The sequence below is a fragment of the Pseudomonas sp. CC11G genome (genome assembly GCF_056174845.1).
This window is the reverse complement of record NZ_JBWBZC010000006.1, coordinates 183,074-199,835: the sequence shown is the minus strand read 5'-3', so window position 1 is coordinate 199,835 and position 16,762 is coordinate 183,074. Positions and strand designations below refer to the sequence as shown.

Annotated in this window: 16 protein-coding genes; 9 read left to right on the top strand and 7 right to left on the bottom strand. The window is 61.1% G+C overall.

What is annotated here, in order from left to right; translation table 11 throughout:
* Positions 1–35 precede the first annotated feature (35 nt).
* Genes AC0V2S_RS10900 through AC0V2S_RS10890 form a run of 3 tightly spaced genes read right to left on the bottom strand, consistent with a single transcriptional unit; the run spans position 36 to position 3,414 of the window.
* Positions 36–1,067 carry an AbrB family transcriptional regulator gene (locus AC0V2S_RS10900; protein WP_475509858.1) on the bottom strand — a complete coding sequence of 344 codons (1,032 nt, stop codon included), beginning with the start codon at positions 1,065–1,067 and terminating at the stop codon, positions 36–38.
* A gap of 40 nt (positions 1,068–1,107) precedes the next feature.
* The gene (locus AC0V2S_RS10895) at positions 1,108–2,085 is read right to left on the bottom strand and encodes a Bug family tripartite tricarboxylate transporter substrate binding protein (protein WP_475509751.1); all 978 of its coding nucleotides are present in this window, start codon (positions 2,083–2,085) and stop codon (positions 1,108–1,110) included.
* Between the two features lie 51 nt (positions 2,086–2,136).
* Entirely contained in the window at positions 2,137–3,414 is a 1,278-nt protein-coding gene (locus AC0V2S_RS10890) for an OprD family porin (RefSeq protein WP_475509750.1), read from the bottom strand.
* 177 nt (positions 3,415–3,591) lie between these two features.
* On the opposite strand from AC0V2S_RS10890, the gene AC0V2S_RS10885 reads away from it, so the two are divergent.
* Together AC0V2S_RS10885 and AC0V2S_RS10880 are read left to right on the top strand one after the other, a co-directional pair.
* Positions 3,592–4,263, top strand: a complete 672-nt coding sequence (locus AC0V2S_RS10885) for a response regulator (RefSeq protein ID WP_475509749.1) — start codon at positions 3,592–3,594, stop codon at positions 4,261–4,263.
* On the top strand, positions 4,256–5,635 hold the full coding sequence (locus AC0V2S_RS10880) for a sensor histidine kinase (protein ID WP_475509748.1): 1,380 nt from the start codon (positions 4,256–4,258) through the stop codon (positions 5,633–5,635). The genes AC0V2S_RS10885 and AC0V2S_RS10880 overlap by 8 nt, the downstream gene beginning before the upstream one ends.
* 23 nt (positions 5,636–5,658) lie before the next feature.
* Here AC0V2S_RS10880 and AC0V2S_RS10875 read toward each other — a convergent pair whose 3' ends face one another.
* From AC0V2S_RS10875 to ygfZ, 3 genes are all read right to left on the bottom strand, one after another.
* Positions 5,659–6,417 carry a substrate-binding periplasmic protein gene (locus tag AC0V2S_RS10875; protein WP_475509747.1) on the bottom strand — a complete coding sequence of 253 codons (759 nt, stop codon included), beginning with the start codon at positions 6,415–6,417 and terminating at the stop codon, positions 5,659–5,661.
* A 69-nt stretch (positions 6,418–6,486) separates the two neighbouring features.
* Positions 6,487–7,323, bottom strand: a complete 837-nt coding sequence (locus AC0V2S_RS10870) for an HDOD domain-containing protein (protein ID WP_475509746.1) — start codon at positions 7,321–7,323, stop codon at positions 6,487–6,489.
* Positions 7,324–7,377: 54 nt separating this feature from the next.
* On the bottom strand, positions 7,378–8,319 hold the full coding sequence (gene ygfZ / locus AC0V2S_RS10865; protein ID WP_475509745.1) for a CAF17-like 4Fe-4S cluster assembly/insertion protein YgfZ: 942 nt from the start codon (positions 8,317–8,319) through the stop codon (positions 7,378–7,380).
* 121 nt (positions 8,320–8,440) lie between these two features.
* Between ygfZ and AC0V2S_RS10860 the strand changes: the two genes are divergently transcribed.
* Together AC0V2S_RS10860 and AC0V2S_RS10855 are read left to right on the top strand one after the other, a co-directional pair.
* On the top strand, positions 8,441–8,695 hold the full coding sequence (locus AC0V2S_RS10860; RefSeq protein WP_475509744.1) for an FAD assembly factor SdhE: 255 nt from the start codon (positions 8,441–8,443) through the stop codon (positions 8,693–8,695).
* Entirely contained in the window at positions 8,679–9,113 is a 435-nt protein-coding gene (locus tag AC0V2S_RS10855) for a protein YgfX (protein ID WP_475509743.1), read from the top strand. Before AC0V2S_RS10860 ends, AC0V2S_RS10855 begins: the two co-directional genes overlap by 17 nt.
* Here the strand turns inward: AC0V2S_RS10855 and nadB are convergent.
* Positions 9,082–10,698 (bottom strand): L-aspartate oxidase, encoded by a 1,617-nt coding sequence (nadB, locus tag AC0V2S_RS10850; RefSeq protein WP_475509742.1) that lies wholly within the window; start codon positions 10,696–10,698, stop codon positions 9,082–9,084. The genes AC0V2S_RS10855 and nadB overlap by 32 nt on opposite strands.
* Positions 10,699–11,071: 373 nt before the next feature.
* Between nadB and rpoE the strand changes: the two genes are divergently transcribed.
* The 5 genes from rpoE (at position 11,072) to lepA (ending at position 16,761) form a co-directional block, all read left to right on the top strand.
* Entirely contained in the window at positions 11,072–11,653 is a 582-nt protein-coding gene (gene rpoE / locus AC0V2S_RS10845; protein WP_108095477.1) for an RNA polymerase sigma factor RpoE/AlgU, read from the top strand.
* A gap of 31 nt (positions 11,654–11,684) precedes the next feature.
* A complete protein-coding gene (locus tag AC0V2S_RS10840) occupies positions 11,685–12,287 on the top strand; it encodes a sigma-E factor negative regulatory protein (RefSeq protein WP_475509741.1) in 603 nt (200 codons plus the stop codon).
* An 8-nt stretch (positions 12,288–12,295) separates the two neighbouring features.
* Positions 12,296–13,243, top strand: a complete 948-nt coding sequence (locus tag AC0V2S_RS10835) for a MucB/RseB C-terminal domain-containing protein (protein WP_475509740.1) — start codon at positions 12,296–12,298, stop codon at positions 13,241–13,243.
* Positions 13,244–13,370: 127 nt separating this feature from the next.
* Complete coding sequence (locus tag AC0V2S_RS10830) at positions 13,371–14,807, top strand: DegQ family serine endoprotease (protein WP_475509739.1); 1,437 nt, start codon at positions 13,371–13,373, stop codon at positions 14,805–14,807.
* A gap of 154 nt (positions 14,808–14,961) precedes the next feature.
* Positions 14,962–16,761, top strand: a complete 1,800-nt coding sequence (gene lepA / locus AC0V2S_RS10825) for a translation elongation factor 4 (RefSeq protein ID WP_475509738.1) — start codon at positions 14,962–14,964, stop codon at positions 16,759–16,761.
* The last annotated feature ends 1 nt before the right edge of the window (position 16,762 follow it).

Below are 16,762 nucleotides of genomic sequence, written 5' to 3'. Positions count from 1 at the left end.
AGAGCATAGACCGGCCCGCGCAGCAGAAGTGCGTCCTATGGGCCGGCGTTGCGCTGCCAACGGCGAAAGATCGGCTCAGCCAAAAACAACACCAACAACAACCGCATCACCTGCATTGCCGTCACCAACGGCACCGACAACTGCAAGGTCTCCGCCGTCAAACTCATCTCGGCAATCCCGCCGGGCATCATTCCCAGGGTCAGCGAGCGGATATCCAGCTGGGTAAACCAACCCAGCCCCAATGCACACAGCGCCGCAATGCCGATCATCAATGCGGTGCCGAGCAAGGTGCGCGCAAGAAAAGAAGGTGCGCGGCGAAAGAACGCGCGGTCGAAGTGGCAACCCAGGCCGCTGCCAATCAGCAATTGCCCCACCTGGCTGGCGCCGTGGGGCAGCCCCAGTTGCAGGTCGAACAACATGCTCGCCCCGGCGCTGACCAACAGCGGCCCGAACAGCCACGGGTTGGGTTGCCGCAACCGCTGCCAGAGCACCGCCACCGCGCCACCCAGCGGCACCAACAGCGCCAGCCACAGCCAGTCGACGGTGCCGCTATGGCTGAGCGCCGGTCCGTCGCCCATCAGCAACTTGAACGCGGCCGGCACGCAGAGCACTACCGCCACCACGCGCAAACTTTGCCCGGCGGCCACGCGGCTGGTGACCGCACCGTTGCGCAGGCCCAGGTTGACCATTTCCCCGGAGCCGCCGGGCATGCTGGAAAAGAATGCAGTGGCGCGGTCCTCGCCGGTGCGGCGTAGCAGCCACACGGCAATGCCGCTGGAGAGGGTGGTGATCAGCGCACCAAACAGGATCAGGCCGAAGTGCGCCGTCACCTGTTCAACCACCGCCGGGGAGAAGTGCAGGCCAATACCGATGCCGATAATCCATTGCCCGGTTTTGCGCCCGCCCGGCAGGTCCGTAATTTGCCAGGGCGTGGTGCAGCGAAACACGATGACCGCCACCAGCGCGCCGATCATCCACGGCAGCGGCCAGTGCGCCAGGCTGGCGAGCAAGCCACCTACGGCGCCCACCAGCGGGGTCGGCCACCAGTGCCGCCAGTTATCGCTCACAAAGGGCACGGGCGTTTTCCGGGTTGCAAGGAACAGGCAATCACTGGCTCAGACCAAACTCTCTGGCCATCTGCTTGTACTCGGCGACGCGCTTTTTCACGTAGGCAGTCAGCGCTTCACCGGTCATGGCAAACGGGTAAAGCTGGCGCTGATCGCGCAGGGCGGCGAAGTCATCGGATGCCAGCAGTTGATCGAAGCGGGTTTTCCACCAGGCGTAGTCTTCGTCGCTGACATCCGGGCCCATGTAGAACCCGCGCACTACCGGCCAACTGAGGTCGTAACCCTGCTCCTTGGCAGTGGGAATGTCGGCTTTGTCTGCGCCCGGTAAACGTGCGTCGGAAAGCACCGCGAGGATGCGCATGGTGCCGGCCTTGATATGGGGCATGGAGTCGGCGATGTCGGTGCTGGCCACCTGGACATACCCGCCGACCAAAGCCGTCGCAATTTCGCCACCGCCTTCCAGGGCCACATAGCGCAGGTTGCGCGGATGGATACCGGCAGCCTTGGCGAGCAACGCCATCTGCATCCAGTCCTGACCGCCGACGGTGCCGGACGAACCAATCACCACCTTGCTGGGGTCGGTCTTGATGGCCTTCATCAGGTCATCGAGGTTCTTGTAGGGCGAGTCACTGCGCACGGCAATGGCGCCATAGCTGGTGCCGATAGCCGCCAGCCAGCGCACCCCGCTCTCATCGAAGCGGCCGAATTTGCCTTGCGCCAGGTTCAGCAGCGAGCCACTGGACCAGGCGGTGATAGTGCCGCCAGCGTCGGGGTGTCGGGCGATCACGGTGTTGTAGGCCACCGCGCCAACGCCGCCGGGCAGGTAGGTGGCCCGCATCGGTTTGTTCAGCAACCGGGCATTCAGCAAGCCGCTCTGGGCCAGCTTGCAGGTCAGATCGAAGCCGCCGCCCGGGGCCGCCGGGGCGATGCATTCAGGGCGCTTTGGCTCGCCGAGCGCGTGGCTGCTCAATAGTACGCAGCTGGCGGCCAGGGCCAGGCGGCGCAAGGGCTTGATCATTCGGGGGCCTCCTGTGGAGCGGCTATTTTGCGTCAGGAACACAGACTTGGCTTAGTAAAGTGCCAAGGTATAGCCAACCATGATGCGGATCTCGTCAGCGTCACGGGCAAAGTTCGAGCGGAACGTAGCGCTGCGTACGCGCAACGACACGTTCTTCAAGCTACCGCTCTGCACCACGTACTTGAACTCGGTGTTGCGCTCCCACTCTTTGCCGGTTTCGTTGCTGCCGCTGACTTCGGCGTTATCGCCGCTGACGTAGCGGGTCATAAAGGTCAGGCCGGGCACGCCGAGCTTGGCGAAGTCGTAGTCGTAACGGGCTTGCCAGGAGCGCTCATTGGCGTTGGCGAAGTCGTTGATCTGCACGAAATTGATCAGGTACGGGTCGGTGCCATCGATATAGGCAAAGCCGGTGTCGCCGCTCATGTGCTGGTAGCCGACGCCGACCTTGTGGCCATTCAGACCGTAGCTGACCAGGCCGTTGAGGGCGCGGTTGTCGACCTTGCCGCCGGCGGCATTGCCCTGGTCATCGCTGAACGACGCACGCAGGTCGGCAGACAGCGTGCCGGGGCCTACCCGTTGCGCGGCCACCAGGCCGAGGTAGTGCTGGCGGTACACGTCGTCGAGTTGGGCGAAGTGGTAGCTGCCGGTGATGGTGTCGGTGAGCTTGTAATCGAGGCCGGCGAAGTCGAAATGGTCGGCACTGGCGTCGGTGGCAAAGCGGCTGTTCTTGTTGTTCAGCGCCAGGTCCAGGTAGTCGGTGTCGTTGCGGTCTTTGGCTTTTTCCAGACGGCCGCCGGTGAACGTCAGGCCTTTGATTTCTTCGGAGCTGAGCAGGCCGCCTTCAAACGTTTGCGGCAGGATGCGCCCGTCGTTGGGGTTGAGCGTGGGCAGCTCGGGAATCAGGCTGCCGACTTTCAACACGCTGCTGGACACCTTGACCTTGGCAGTCACACCCAGCTTGGAATATTCGTCGGCGGCCTTGCCGTCGTCATGGGTAGGCAGCAGGCCGGTGCCGGTGCGGTCGGGGCTGGAGTCGAGCTTGATGCCGAGCATGCCCAGGGCATCGACGCCGAAACCGACGGTGCCGTCGGTAAAGCCCGATTGCAGGTCGAGCATAAAACCCTGAGCCCATTCATCACGCTTGGATTGGCCGGTGCCTTCGCGGAAATCACGGTTGAAGTACATGTTGCGGGTTTCGAAGGTGGCGCTGCTGTCTTTGACGAAGTCGGCGTGGGCCGCTGCAGGAACCAGTGAAGCGAAGGTGGCGCTGGCGAGTGCGAGGTTGAGTGGGCGCACAGCCGGCAATGCCTGCCGAGGGGCAGATGGCATGGTGAGGTCTCCAGTTCTTGTTTTTGTTTTTTTGTGGGTGGTTCTAGCCACCCTGGCCGGATGCTAAGCAGCGAAACTTTCGCCAAGCTTTCAGGCTGAAAGAAAACCGCCGGCCCCTTCACAGGCGCAACCGGCCCGTTACACTCCAGCCCGATAGCCGTTCAGCGGAGACGTTCTGTGCGCATTTTGTTGGTAGAAGACCACCCCCAATTGGCCGATAGCGTGGCCCAGGCATTCAAGGCGGCCGGCTGGACGGTGGACGTGCTGCACGACGGCGTGGCCGCCGACCTGGCGCTGACCAGTGAGGATTACGCCCTGGCGGTGCTGGATGTGGGGCTGCCGCGCATGGACGGTTTCGAGGTGCTGGCCCGCCTGCGCGCACGGGGCAAAACCCTGCCGGTGCTGATGCTGACTGCCCGCGGCGAGGTAAAAGACCGGGTGCACGGCCTGAACCTCGGCGCCGACGATTACCTGGCCAAGCCCTTTGAATTGAGCGAGCTCGAAGCGCGAGTAAAAGCCCTGCTGCGCCGCAGTGTGCTGGGCGGTGAACAGCAACAGCGCTGCGGGCCGTTGCTGTATGACCTGGGCACTCGGCGTTTCAGTTTGAATGACGACATGCTGACCCTGACGTCCCGCGAGCAGGCGGTATTGGAAGTGTTGATCGCCCGGCCGGGGCGAGTGATGAGCAAGGAACAGCTGGCCTCGCAGGTGTTCGGCCTGGACCAGGACGCCAGCCCCGATGCCATCGAAATCTATGTGCACCGCTTGCGCAAAAAGCTGGAAGGTAGCTCGGTGCGCATCGTCACCTTCCGTGGCCTGGGCTATTTGCTGGAAAGCCAGGATGCGTGAAGTCGGCAGCCTGCGCGGGCGCCTGCTACGGCGCCTGGCCTCGCTGTTCGCCGCACTGCTATTGATCGGCAGCCTGAGCGCCTACTGGACCGCCCGTGACGCCGCCGACACCGCCTATGACCGCACCTTGCTCGCCTCGGCGCGGGCGATTTCCGCCGGCATGTATGAAGACGACGGCAGCCTGCGTGCCGATGTGCCGTATGTGGCGCTGGATACCTTCGCCTACGACAGCGCCGGGCGGATTTTCTATCAAGTGACCGATGTGCAGGGAAAGCTCATTTCCGGCTACGAAAATCTGCCCGGCCCGCCGCCGAAAACCCAGCGCACCGATGACTATCCGGCCCTCGCCAAGTTCTACGACGCCACTTACCAAGGCGTGGATGTGCGCGTGGTGAGCCTGCTGCGGCCAGTGAGCGGGTCAACCATTAACGGCACCGCCGAGATTCGCGTGGCCGAAACCGAAGAGGCGCGCGAGCGGTTGGCCCGTGGGCTGTTGGCGGACTCATTGTGGCGTTTGGTGGTGCTGTCACTGGCGGCCATGGTGCTGGTGTGGTTCACCATCAGCGCGGCGCTGCGCCCGCTCAATCAATTGCGCAACGCCGTGGCCGAGCGGCAACTGGATGACCTGCGGCCGCTGCCGGTGGTGACTACGGCGCGGGAGCTGGTGCCGCTGGTGGAAGCGCTGAACCAGTTCACCGAGCGCTTGCGCGGGCTGTTCCAGCGCCAGGCGGACTTTATTGCCGAGGCGTCCCATGAATTGCGTACGCCGCTGGCGGCGCTAAAGGCGCGGGTGGAGTTGGGCTTACGGGAACAAGATCCGCAACGCTGGCAACAGACGCTGCGGGAAACGGCGCAGAACACCGATAGCCTGACGCACCTGGCCAATCAGCTGCTGTCGCTGGCGCGAATCGAGAGCGGGGCGCGGGCGATTGCCGAGGGCGGCGCTGAGCAGATCGACCTGAGCCAGTTGGCCCGTGAGCTGGGCATGGCGCTAGCACCGCTGGCGCATTCCAAGGGCATTGCCCTGGCGCTGGAGGCGGAGCAGCCGGTGTGGCTGATGGGCGAGCCCACCTTGCTCAACGAACTGCTCAGCAACCTGGTGGACAACGCTTTGGCCCACACGCCGCAAGGCGGCAATGTGATTCTGCGGGTGCTGGCGCCGGGCGTGCTGGAGGTGGAAGACGACGGGCCGGGCATTCCGGCTGATCAGCGCGACAAGGTGTTTGAGCGGTTTTACCGGCGTAATCCACAGGCCGGCGGGGCAGGGCTGGGGTTGGCGATTGTGGGCGAGATTTGCAGGGCGCATCAGGCGACGATCAGTCTGCATGACGGGCCGGCGGGTGGGTTGTTAGTGCGGGTGGCGTTCGTCTAACCAACGCGACCGCAACGGCGCTTTTACGGTGCGAGGGAAAGCGGCTCCTGGCCTTCCATCAAATACTGGGCAATCTTGCCGCTGTCGCGCAGTTGCTTCAGGCCTTCGTTAAACCGCGCGATCAACTCGGCATTGCCCGGCACGGCGCGCGAGAGCATCAGGTGCAGGGTGTCGCTGCGCAGCGGCTTGGGGCTGAAGGTGAGCTGGGCGCGTTCGGCGGCGGTGAAGTGCTGGTGCAGCATGTCGAAGGCGACGGTCTTGTCCATTGGAAAGGCGTCGATGCGCCCGGCCAGCAGTTGGCGCAGGCCCAGTTCTTCATTGGTTTGCCGGCGTACGGTGAGGGTGCCGTCGGCTTCGGCTTTCTCGAAGGCCGGGCCGTAGTCGTAGCCATTGGCGCCGCCCAGTTGCAGGCCTTTGAGGTCTTGCACCTGTTTCCAGTTGAGCGGGAAGTCTTTGCGGTGGAAGAGGTAGAAGCTGCTGTCGACCACGGGGTCGCTGACGTAGAAGTCTTTGTCCCGTTGTTCGCTGCGCATCCACACGGCGGTGCCGGCGCGTTGCCCGCGCTGGGCGAGCATCAGGGAGCGGGCCCAGGGGTAGAAATCCCACTGCACTTGAATGCCTTCCAAGGCGAACGCTTCAGCGACGATGCGCGACGCGATGCCTTGGTGGGGCAAGGTCTGGCCCAGGTAGGGCGGCCATTCGCCGTTGGTCAGGCGAACGTCCTCGGCGGCTGCCTGCCCGGCGCTCAGTAGCAAACTGATGCACAACAACACAATGCGCATACGTAAATCCCCACTCAAGCCATGCGGCTCAGAATAGTGGCAAATCGCCGTGTCCGCACCGTGACGTTTTTACTGCAGCATGCTCATGGCCGCTTCCATGGAGGCGGACAGGTCTTCGTCGGCGTGCAGATCGGTACTTGGGTCCAGGCCCAGCTTGGCGAACGCGGGAATTTGCGACCAGTCGAGCTGGGTGTAAGGGTGCTCACTGCCCAGATAGCTCTGCAACGTGGCCACCTGAACGATGTCGACGTAATCCACCTTCGGCGAATTGCGGGTGAAGTCCAAGTACTGGCTCGGCAGGATCGCGATGTTTTCCGGGAAATCCCAAGCCTTGAGGATTCTGTCGCCGATAATCGGGTGAATTTTTTCGATCACGTGGTTGAGGCTGATGGAGTCGGACAGCAGCTCATCGTGTTCTTCGGCGTAGGTCAGAATTGGCAGCACGCCAATTTGATGGATCAGGCCGGCGAGGGTGGCCTGGTCAGGCATCAAGCGCGTGTAGTGACGGCATAGAACGTGGCTGATGCCGGCGATTTCGGTGCTCTTATTCCACACTTCGCGCATTTTGCGGTCGACCACGTCAGACGTGGCCTGGAACATCTGCTCCATCGCCAGGCCCGTGGCCAGGTTGCAGGTGTAGTTGATGCCCAGACGACCGACGGCCATCTGCAGGTCGGTAATTTCCTTGTTGGTGCGCAGCAGCGGGCTGTTGACCACTTTGATGATGCGCGCGGTGAGGGCGGCGTCGTTGCCGATCACTTTGCTGAGCGCGGGAATGCTGATGTCCGGGTCTTCCGCCGCTTCGCGAACTTTCAGGGCCACCTCGGGAAGGGTCGGCAATACCAGTTCATCGTTTTCGATGGCCTGAATCAGTTCGTATTGGACTTTGTCAGCGAGTTTGCTCATGGACGTTTCTCTAAAGGGCGCTGGCGCTTGGCGGGCCGCCGGAAAGTAATGGGGTTAACGCTGAATCTCGCGATCCGAGTTCAAGGTGTAGGGCAGGTCCAATAACTGGAGGGCCGGGCCGGTTTCGCTGCCAAGATGAATCCGTCCATCAGTAACGGCATCTTCCTGCAATACCGCCAACAGTTCCACGCCCGTTTCGCTTTGCGCAGCCAGCACCACTTCGCCGACGCTGGAACGGTGCACGGGGGAGAACAATTCGCTGGCCACCGCCGGCAGTTCGGCGCCCGCAAGGCTCAGACGCTGCAAGCGGCGCTTGAGTTTGCCCAGGTACTGCATGCGCGCGACGATTTCCTGGCCGGTGTAGCAGCCTTTCTTGAAACTCACGCCGCCAACGGCCTGCAGGTTGATCATTTGCGGGATAAACAGCTCGCGGGTGGCGCCGAGGACTTGGCCGATACCGGCGCGGACTTGCGCCAGCAGCCAGGTGTTGAGCGGTTGTTCCGGCAGCTTGGCCTGAATTTGTTGCAACACCTCGGCGCTGATGGCCTGGCGTACCCACAGTTCCACGCGGCCATCGGGCAGGCGGATGGCGAGCAGGTTATCGCCGCGGGCCACGCCGTCGGCCTCGGTGGGCAGCAGCAGGCCGAGTTCGCCGAGCACTTCGTCGGCGTCATTCAGGCCCAGGCGCAGCCACTCGGCGCTTTCATCGGTCAGGGTGGATTTGGAAAACACGGCGTATTTCTTCAGGTCAGCCAGCTGGGCTTCGAGCAGGTCGCTAGCCAGGGCCAATAGATAGCCATCGCCTTCGCTGACGATACGAAAGCTCGACAGCATGCGGCCCTTGGGCGTGCAGCGAGCGCCGAGGCTGGCGTTGCTGTCGCTCAGGTAGTTGAGGTTGCAGGTGACCTGGCCTTGGAGGAATTTGCTGGCGTCGGGGCCACGGACGGCAAGAACGCCTTCGTGGGACAGCATGCAGAAAAAAGCAGAATCGGCCATGGGGGATCGCTGGGTGAAAGTCTGGGGGCTCATCATAGGGCGCTGCCTTGAGCTTGTCAGCGGGTGCCGGTAACGGCGTAGCGCCGCTATACTGCGCGCCTATTTTGCAGGAGCCGCTTTAATGGTCGACGATATTGAATTGAACCGCCTGTTCTGGCACAGCCGCCGCGGCATGCTGGAGCTTGATGTGCTGCTGGTGCCCTTCGTGCGCGAAGTCTACCCGACGCTCGATGCCGAAGACCGCGAGCGCTATCGCAAACTGCTCGAATGCGAAGATCAGGACATGTTCGGCTGGTTTATGCAGCGCGGCGAACCGGAAGACGCGGATCTCAAGCGCATGGTTCGGATGATTCTGGACCGTGTCCAACCCAAGTAAGCCCTTCGAATGCCGCTGGCACGCCTCACGGCAGTTGCTGGCGGTCTATCTCGGCGCGCAACTGTGCGCCGTGGTCGCCTTGCTGGTGGCGGCCATTCCCCTTTGGGTCTCTCTTCTTTGCGTAGCGCTATGCGCCGTTCATGCGGCTTGGCTGTGGCTGCCGCGCGCTTCGACCTTTACCGGTATTCGCCATGATGCAGACGGCTGGCACCTGTGGCGCGAAGGCGCATGGCAGGCCATTCAACTGCGGCCCGACAGCCTGGCGTTGCCGCAACTGATCGTGCTGCGTTTTCGTCTGCCGGGGCAGTGGTGGGTGCGGGGGCTGTGTATTGCTCAGGATGCATTGCCGGCGGATGACCACCGGCGTTTGCGGGTACGGCTGAAATTTACTCGCCGTAGATGGGCGGCACCAGAATAGTGTCGCGGGCTTCGGGCAACTGGTCGGGGTAGTCCAGCGTGTAATGCAGGCCACGGGATTCCTTGCGCTGCATGGCTGAACGAATGATCAACTCGGCCACCTGGGCCAGGTTACGCAGCTCGATCAGGTCGCGGCTGACCTTGTAGTTGCTATAGAACTCGTCGATTTCATCGAGCAGCAAACGCACGCGGTGCTGGGCCCGTTGCAGGCGCTTATTGGTGCGCACGATGCCCACGTAGTCCCACATAAAGCGCCGTAGCTCGTCCCAGTTGTGGGCGATGATCACGTCTTCATCCGAATCGGTTACTTGGCTCGCATCCCAGCTCGGCAGTTTTTGCCGCTCGGGCATGCTGGGCAATTGCTTGAGAATGTCTGCCGCCGCCGAGCGGGCATACACGAAGCATTCGAGCAGCGAATTGCTGGCCATGCGGTTGGCGCCGTGCAGGCCGGTGAAGGTTGTTTCGCCGATGGCGTACAGGCCGGGTACATCGGTGTGACCATGTTGGTCGACCACCACGCCGCCGCAGGTGTAGTGCGCGGCCGGTACCACCGGAATGGCTTCCTTGGTGATGTCGATGCCAAAGCCCAGGCAGCGCTCATAAACAGTGGGGAAGTGGCTTTTGATGAACTCGGCCGGTTTGTGGCTGATATCCAGATAAAGGCAGTCGACACCCAGGCGCTTCATTTCATGGTCGATGGCGCGGGCGACGATATCGCGTGGGGCCAGCTCGGCGCGGGGGTCGAAGCGCTGCATAAAGCGTTCGCCGTTCGGCAGCTTGAGCAGACCGCCTTCACCGCGAATGGCTTCGGTGATCAGAAAACTTTTGGCTTTGGGGTGGTACAGGCAGGTGGGGTGGAACTGGTTGAACTCCAGGTTGCCCACTCGACAGCCCGCACGCCAGGCCATGGCGATGCCGTCGCCGCAAGCGCCGTCGGGATTGCTGGTATAGAGGTACACCTTCGCCGCGCCGCCGCTGGCCAGCACGGTAAAGCGCGCGCCATAGGTGTCGACTTCGCCGCTGGTGCGGTTGAGCACGTAGGCGCCTAGGCAATTGTGGCCAGGCAGGCCGAGTTTGCGTTCGGTGATCAGGTCGACCGCCACGCGCTGTTCCAGTAGCTCGATGTTCGGCCGCTGGCGCGCCTGGGCGAGCAGGGTGTTGAAGATGGCGGCGCCGGTGGCGTCGGCGGCATGGATGATGCGCCGATGGCTATGGCCGCCTTCGCGGGTGAGGTGGAATTCGAAGCCGCCGTCTTCACGGGCAGTTTCGTCGTCGCGGGTAAAGGGCACGCCTTGCTCAATCAGCCATTCGATGGCTTCGCGGCTGTGCTCTACGGTGAAGCGCACGGCGTCTTCACGGCATAGGCCGGCGCCGGCATCTAGGGTGTCGGCGACGTGGGATTCGACGGTGTCGTCGGTATCGAGTACGGCCGCAACGCCACCTTGCGCCCAATAAGTTGAACCATTTGTGAGGTCGCCCTTACTAAGCACGGCAATGCGCAAATGACTAGGCAGGGTAAGGGCTAGAGTCAGGCCGGCAGCGCCGCTACCGATGACCAGAACGTCGTGCTGAAAATGTTGGCTCATGTTCGAATTCCACGAGAAGCGGCCACTAGTATATAGGCGGGGCCGGCTGCACAATAGCGCGCTTATGACAGCCTATAGGCTCTGGGAACTTTCTTAGAATCCCAGGTTCCATAGGCAGTCACCCAGATGGGGACAATGCCGTTTGGGTTGTATCGAGAGCGGCTTGTCGCGCACTCATTACAACTTTATCGGTGACAAGATTATCCGCGCAGCCGGCGTGCTAGCCGTGCTGCGCGATTCCGTGCAAGACAAAAGAATATGTGTACGGAACGTGTTTGGAGGGGAGAACTTTTGCGCAAGACCCGAGTCTATCTTGGCAAGTCGATTAACTTGCTGGAACGGCATTCTCTCCGAACTCAATTGAGGAGTGTTCATGCTTACCCAGGAAGATGATCAGCAGCTGGTCGAGCGGGTGCAGCGTGGCGACAAACGAGCTTTTGATCTGTTGGTGCTGAAGTATCAGCACAAGATTCTCGGGTTGATAGTGCGTTTTGTGCACGATCCTCATGAAGCTCAGGATGTTGCCCAGGAAGCGTTTATTAAAGCTTTCCGTGCACTGGCTAACTTTCGCGGTGACAGCGCCTTTTATACGTGGCTGTACCGCATCGCCATCAACACGGCGAAGAACCATCTGGTATCGCGCGGTCGGCGACCACCGGAAAGTGATGTAAGCGCTGAGGATGCGGAGTTCTACGAGGGCGATCACGCACTCAAGGACATCGAATCTCCAGAGCGGTTGATGCTACGCGATGAAATTGAAAACGCCGTGCATCGAACCATTGAACAATTGCCAGAAGATTTGCGCACCGCGCTAACTTTGCGAGAGTTCGATGGTCTCAGTTACGAAGACATTGCCAGCGTCATGCAATGTCCAGTCGGTACCGTGCGGTCGCGGATTTTCCGCGCTCGTGAGGCCATAGATAAGGTCCTGCAACCTTTGTTGCAGGGAGCCTGAGATAGCGGCGCTAGCCAAGAGAGGAATCGCCATGAGTCGTGAAGCCCTGCAAGAATCGTTGTCCGCCATCATGGATAACGAGGCGGATGAGTTGGAGCTGCGCCGCGTGCTCAGCGCCAGCGATGACGCTGAATTGCGCTCGACTTGGGCGCGCTATCAAGTAGCTCGTGCAGTCATGCACAAAGATCTGCTGGTGCCTAATCTCGATATCGCTGCGGCGGTCTCGAAGGCGCTCGCCGACGAAGCTTCTCCGGTTGCCGCGCCTGTCGCAGCAGTAGCAGGTCGCTGGCGTGGGCTGGGTCGTCTGGCGGTAGCCGCCTCGGTGACCCTGGCCGTACTGGCCGGTGTACGTCTGTATAACCAGGACGAAGTGATGGGCACTCAACTGGCCCAAAACAACGTGCAGCCAACCCTGCCAATGCCGCAAGTGCAAGGCGCCGCGTTGCTGGCCGGTTACACCGAAAGCTCCGAGCCTGTGTCTGCGCAGCAGTCCAAGGCTGTGCAGCCAAGCCAACTGAACTGGCATGAACAACGTTTGCCTGGCTATCTGCGCCAACATGCGCAGCAAGCTGCGATGAGCACGTCTGACGGTGTACTGCCTTACGCACGGGCTGCAAGTCTGGAAAACCGCTGAGGAGGATCATGCGCGGACTTTCCTACCTGCTGATGTTGGGTGGCGTTCTGGCTCTGCCAGTACACGCCACCGACGCGCAAGACTGGCTGGGCCGCCTCACTGAGGCCCAGCAGCAACAGAGTTTCCACGGTACGTTTGTCTACGAACGTAACGGCAGTTTTTCCACCCATACGATTTGGCATCAGGCCTCTGGTGATGCAGAAGTGCGCGAGCGCCTTTTGCAACTCGATGGCCCGGTGCAGGAAGTGCTGCGGGTTAACGGTCGCACTGAATGCGTGAGCGGCGGTTTGGCCGATCAGGTGGCTGACGGTCAAAACTGGCCGGCTCGTACTCTGGATGCCAAACAACTGGCTGCCTGGTACGACTTACGCGTGATTGGCGAGTCCCGCGTGGCGGGGCGCGACGCGGTCGTGCTTGCCGTGTTGCCCCGCGATCAGCATCGCTACGGCTTTGAGTTGCACGTGGACCGTGAAACCGGTCTGCCGCTCAAGTCCCTGCTCCTTAATGAAAAGGGCCAGTTGCTGGAGCGCTTCCAGTTTTCCAGTATCGAAATGACGGCACCCACCGAGGCGGACCTGAAACCAGGCTCCACCTGCCAGCCCGTCCATTTTGTCGAAAGCAAAACCATTGATCCCAAGGCCTGGCATTCCGAATGGTTGCCGCCTGGGTTCGACCTGAACAGTGCAGTCGAGCGTCACAGTGTGGTGTCGTCCGAACCCGTTGCCTGCCTGATGTATGGCGATGGCTTGGCCCGCTTCTCGGTTTTTCTTGAGCCGCTGCATGGCGCAACCGTCGAGGATGCGCGGACCCAACTGGGCCCGACCGTCGCGGTCTCAAAGCGCATTACCACTTCATCGGGCGATGTGATGGTCACCGTTATTGGCGAAATCCCGTTGGGTACTGCCGAGCGGGTGGCGCTGTCGATGCGCGCCGGGGATATGCAGGCGGCGCAATAAGCCGTCGAGTTGTGCGTGCGTGCGCCCTTGCCGGCGCGCGCATGTTAGCCATTGAGTCGTATGCCACGCTCGTTGGGCGGGGCAGTTCATGTGGTCTTTGCTTGTCCTTTAATGGGAGCTGAAGTCGATGCTTAGCCTGAAATCTGGCTTATCTGCGTTTTTGACATTGTTTTTGCTGGGCCAGGCCGTCACGGCCCGCGCCGAATTGCCTGACTTCACCACCCTGGTTGAAGCCGCCGCCCCTGCCGTTGTGAACATCAGCACCACGCAAAAGGTGCCGGACCAGGTCGCTGGCAACTCCCAGTCCGGTGTTCCGGATCTCGAGGGTTTGCCGCCAGGTTTTCGTGAGTTCTTCGAGCGCAATCTGCCGCAACAGCCGCGCAACCCGCAGGGTCGCCAGCAGCAACGCGGCGCACAATCCCTGGGTTCGGGCTTCATTATTTCCCCTGACGGTTACGTGCTCACCAACAACCATGTGGTTGCCGGAGCAGACGAAATCATCGTGCGCCTTTCCGATCGCAGCGAATTGAAAGCCAAACTGATCGGCGCCGACCCGCGCACCGATGTGGCGTTGCTGAAGGTTGAAGGCAAGAATCTTCCGGTCGTGAAGATCGGCAAATCTGAAGACCTCAAGGTCGGTGCCTGGGTACTGGCTATTGGTTCGCCGTTCGGTTTCGACCACTCGGCCACCGCCGGTATCGTCAGCGCCAAGGGCCGTAGCCTGCCAAATGAAAGCTACGTGCCTTTCATTCAGACCGACGTGGCGATCAATCCGGGTAACTCCGGGGGTCCGCTCTTCAACTTGAACGGCGAAGTGATCGGCATCAACTCGCAGATTTTCACCCGCTCCGGTGGCTTTATGGGCCTGTCGTTCGCCATCCCGATGGATGTGGCGATGGATGTGGCCAAGCAACTGAGAACCGACGGTAAAGTCAGTCGCGGATGGTTGGGCGTGGTGATTCAAGAGGTCAACAAAGACCTGGCTGAGTCGTTCGGCCTGGAAAAACCGGCCGGCGCCCTGGTTGCTCAAGTGATGGAAGACGGTCCGGCTGCCAAAGGTGGCCTGCAGGTAGGGGACGTGATTCTGAGCCTGAATGACCAACCGATCATCATGTCGGCTGACCTGCCGCACCTGGTAGGCCGCATGAAAGCCGGTAGCAAGGCGCAGCTGGAAGTGATTCGTGAAGGCGCGCGCAAGAAGCTGGAACTGACCATCGGGAACCTGCCGGCTGAAGATGAAGAAGTGGCGGCCAATGGTGGCGGTGATTCAGCGGTTGAGCGCAACAGTAATCGCATGGGCGTCAAGGTGGCAGAACTTAGCGCTGATGAGCGCAAAGCACTGGACCTCAAAGGCGGCGTGGTGATCAAGGAGGTGCAGGATGGCCCTGCGGCGTTGATCGGCCTGCGTCCTGGCGACGTTATCACTCACCTGAATAACCAGGCGATCGATTCGGCCAAGACCTTTACCCAGGTCGCTCAGGCCTTGCCGAAGAACCGCTCGGTGTCGATGCGTGTGCTGCGTGAAGGGCGTGCGAGCTTCATTACCTTCAAGTTGTCGGAATGACGGTTGATCGGTAATGCACAAAAGGGCGGTTTTTACCGCCCTTTTTCATGGGCGCCGCTTGGCGCTACGGGTGACGCCCGCGCCGCCGATCGGGTACACTTCCCGGCTATTTTTCGGCGGGCAGTCTGCCTGCGGCCTTTTTGAGTGTTGATCCGTGAGTGACCTGAGTCATATCCGTAATTTCTCCATCATCGCCCACATCGACCACGGCAAATCGACCCTGGCCGACCGTTTTATCCAGATGTGCGGTGGCTTGTCCGAGCGCGAAATGGACGCCCAGGTTCTCGATTCCATGGACCTTGAGCGTGAGCGCGGCATCACCATCAAGGCCCACAGCGTCACCCTGCACTACAAAGCGCGGGACGGTAAAACCTATCAGCTGAACTTCATCGATACCCCCGGCCACGTTGACTTCACCTACGAAGTCAGCCGCTCGCTGGCTGCCTGCGAAGGCGCTTTGCTGGTGGTGGATGCCGGTCAGGGCGTGGAGGCTCAGTCGGTCGCGAACTGCTACACGGCCATCGAGCAGGGCCTGGAAGTCATGCCCGTGCTCAACAAGATGGACCTGCCGCAGGCCGATCCGGACCGCGTCAAAGAAGAAATCGAGAAAATCATCGGTATCGACGCCACCGACGCCGTGGCCTGCAGCGCCAAAAGCGGCATGGGCGTGGATGAAGTGCTCGAGCGCTTGGTCGCGACCATTCCGGCGCCGACCGGCAATATCGAAGACCCGCTGCAAGCCCTGATTATCGACTCCTGGTTCGATAACTACCTGGGCGTGGTCTCGTTGGTGCGCGTGCGCCAGGGCTGCGTGAAGAAGGGCGACAAGATTCTGGTGAAGTCCACCGGCAAGATCCACTTGGTGGACAGCGTCGGCGTATTCACTCCGAAACATACCGCCACCGTTGACCTGAAAGCCGGCGAAGTGGGCTTTATCATCGCCAGCATCAAGGATATTCACGGCGCGCCGGTAGGTGACACCCTGACCCTGAACACCACTCCCGATGTGGACGTGCTGCCAGGTTTCAAACGCATTCAACCGCAGGTATACGCCGGTCTGTTCCCGGTCAGCTCCGATGACTTCGAGGATTTCCGCGAAGCGTTGCAGAAGCTGACCCTCAACGACTCGTCCCTGCAGTACCTGCCGGAAAGCTCTGATGCTCTGGGCTTCGGCTTCCGTTGCGGCTTCCTTGGCATGCTGCACATGGAAATCATCCAGGAGCGCCTGGAGCGCGAGTACGACCTGGACCTGATTACCACCGCGCCAACCGTAATCTTCGAATTGCTGTTGAAAAACGGTGAAACCATCTACGTCGACAACCCGTCGAAGTTGCCGGATCTGTCGGCCATCGAAGATATGCGTGAGCCGATCGTGCGCGCCAATATCCTCGTGCCGCAGGAGCACCTGGGCAACGTCATCACCCTGTGTATCGAGAAACGCGGCGTTCAGCGCGACATGCTGTTCCTCGGCACCCAGGTTCAGGTCAGCTACGACCTGCCGATGAACGAAGTGGTACTGGACTTCTTCGACCGTCTGAAGTCCACCAGCCGTGGTTATGCCTCGCTGGACTACCATTTCGACCGTTACCAGTCGGCCAATCTGGTGAAACTTGATGTACTGATCAACGGTGACAAAGTCGACGCCCTGGCGCTGATCGTGCACCGCGACAACGCGCACTACAAAGGCCGCGCGTTGACCGAAAAAATGAAAGAGTTGATTCCGCGGCAGATGTTCGATGTGGCCATTCAGGCTGCTATCGGCGGGCAGATCGTAGCTCGCACCACCGTCAAGGCGCTGCGCAAGAACGTATTGGCCAAGTGCTACGGCGGTGACGTCAGCCGTAAGCGCAAGCTGCTTGAAAAGCAGAAAGCCGGTAAAAAACGGATGAAGCAAGTCGGCAACGTGGAAATTCCACAAGAAGCCTTCCTTGCAGTGCTCAGGTTGGATGGTTAAT

Excerpts from the sequence above, each read along its gene's own strand:
- AC0V2S_RS10895 (WP_475509751.1), bottom strand. The coding sequence starts at position 2,085 with ATGATCAAGCCCTTGCGCCGCCTGGCCCTGGCCGCCAGCTGCGTACTA.
- AC0V2S_RS10890 (WP_475509750.1), bottom strand. The coding sequence starts at position 3,414 with ATGCCATCTGCCCCTCGGCAGGCATTGCCGGCTGTGCGCCCACTCAAC.
- AC0V2S_RS10880 (WP_475509748.1), top strand. The coding sequence starts at position 4,256 with ATGCGTGAAGTCGGCAGCCTGCGCGGGCGCCTGCTACGGCGCCTGGCC.
- AC0V2S_RS10875 (WP_475509747.1), bottom strand. The coding sequence starts at position 6,417 with ATGCGCATTGTGTTGTTGTGCATCAGTTTGCTACTGAGCGCCGGGCAG.
- AC0V2S_RS10870 (WP_475509746.1), bottom strand. The coding sequence starts at position 7,323 with ATGAGCAAACTCGCTGACAAAGTCCAATACGAACTGATTCAGGCCATC.
- ygfZ (WP_475509745.1), bottom strand. The coding sequence starts at position 8,319 with ATGGCCGATTCTGCTTTTTTCTGCATGCTGTCCCACGAAGGCGTTCTT.
- AC0V2S_RS10860 (WP_475509744.1), top strand. The coding sequence starts at position 8,441 with ATGGTCGACGATATTGAATTGAACCGCCTGTTCTGGCACAGCCGCCGC.
- nadB (WP_475509742.1), bottom strand. The coding sequence starts at position 10,698 with ATGAGCCAACATTTTCAGCACGACGTTCTGGTCATCGGTAGCGGCGCT.
- rpoE (WP_108095477.1), top strand. The coding sequence starts at position 11,072 with ATGCTTACCCAGGAAGATGATCAGCAGCTGGTCGAGCGGGTGCAGCGT.
- AC0V2S_RS10840 (WP_475509741.1), top strand. The coding sequence starts at position 11,685 with ATGAGTCGTGAAGCCCTGCAAGAATCGTTGTCCGCCATCATGGATAAC.
- AC0V2S_RS10835 (WP_475509740.1), top strand. The coding sequence starts at position 12,296 with ATGCGCGGACTTTCCTACCTGCTGATGTTGGGTGGCGTTCTGGCTCTG.
- AC0V2S_RS10830 (WP_475509739.1), top strand. The coding sequence starts at position 13,371 with ATGCTTAGCCTGAAATCTGGCTTATCTGCGTTTTTGACATTGTTTTTG.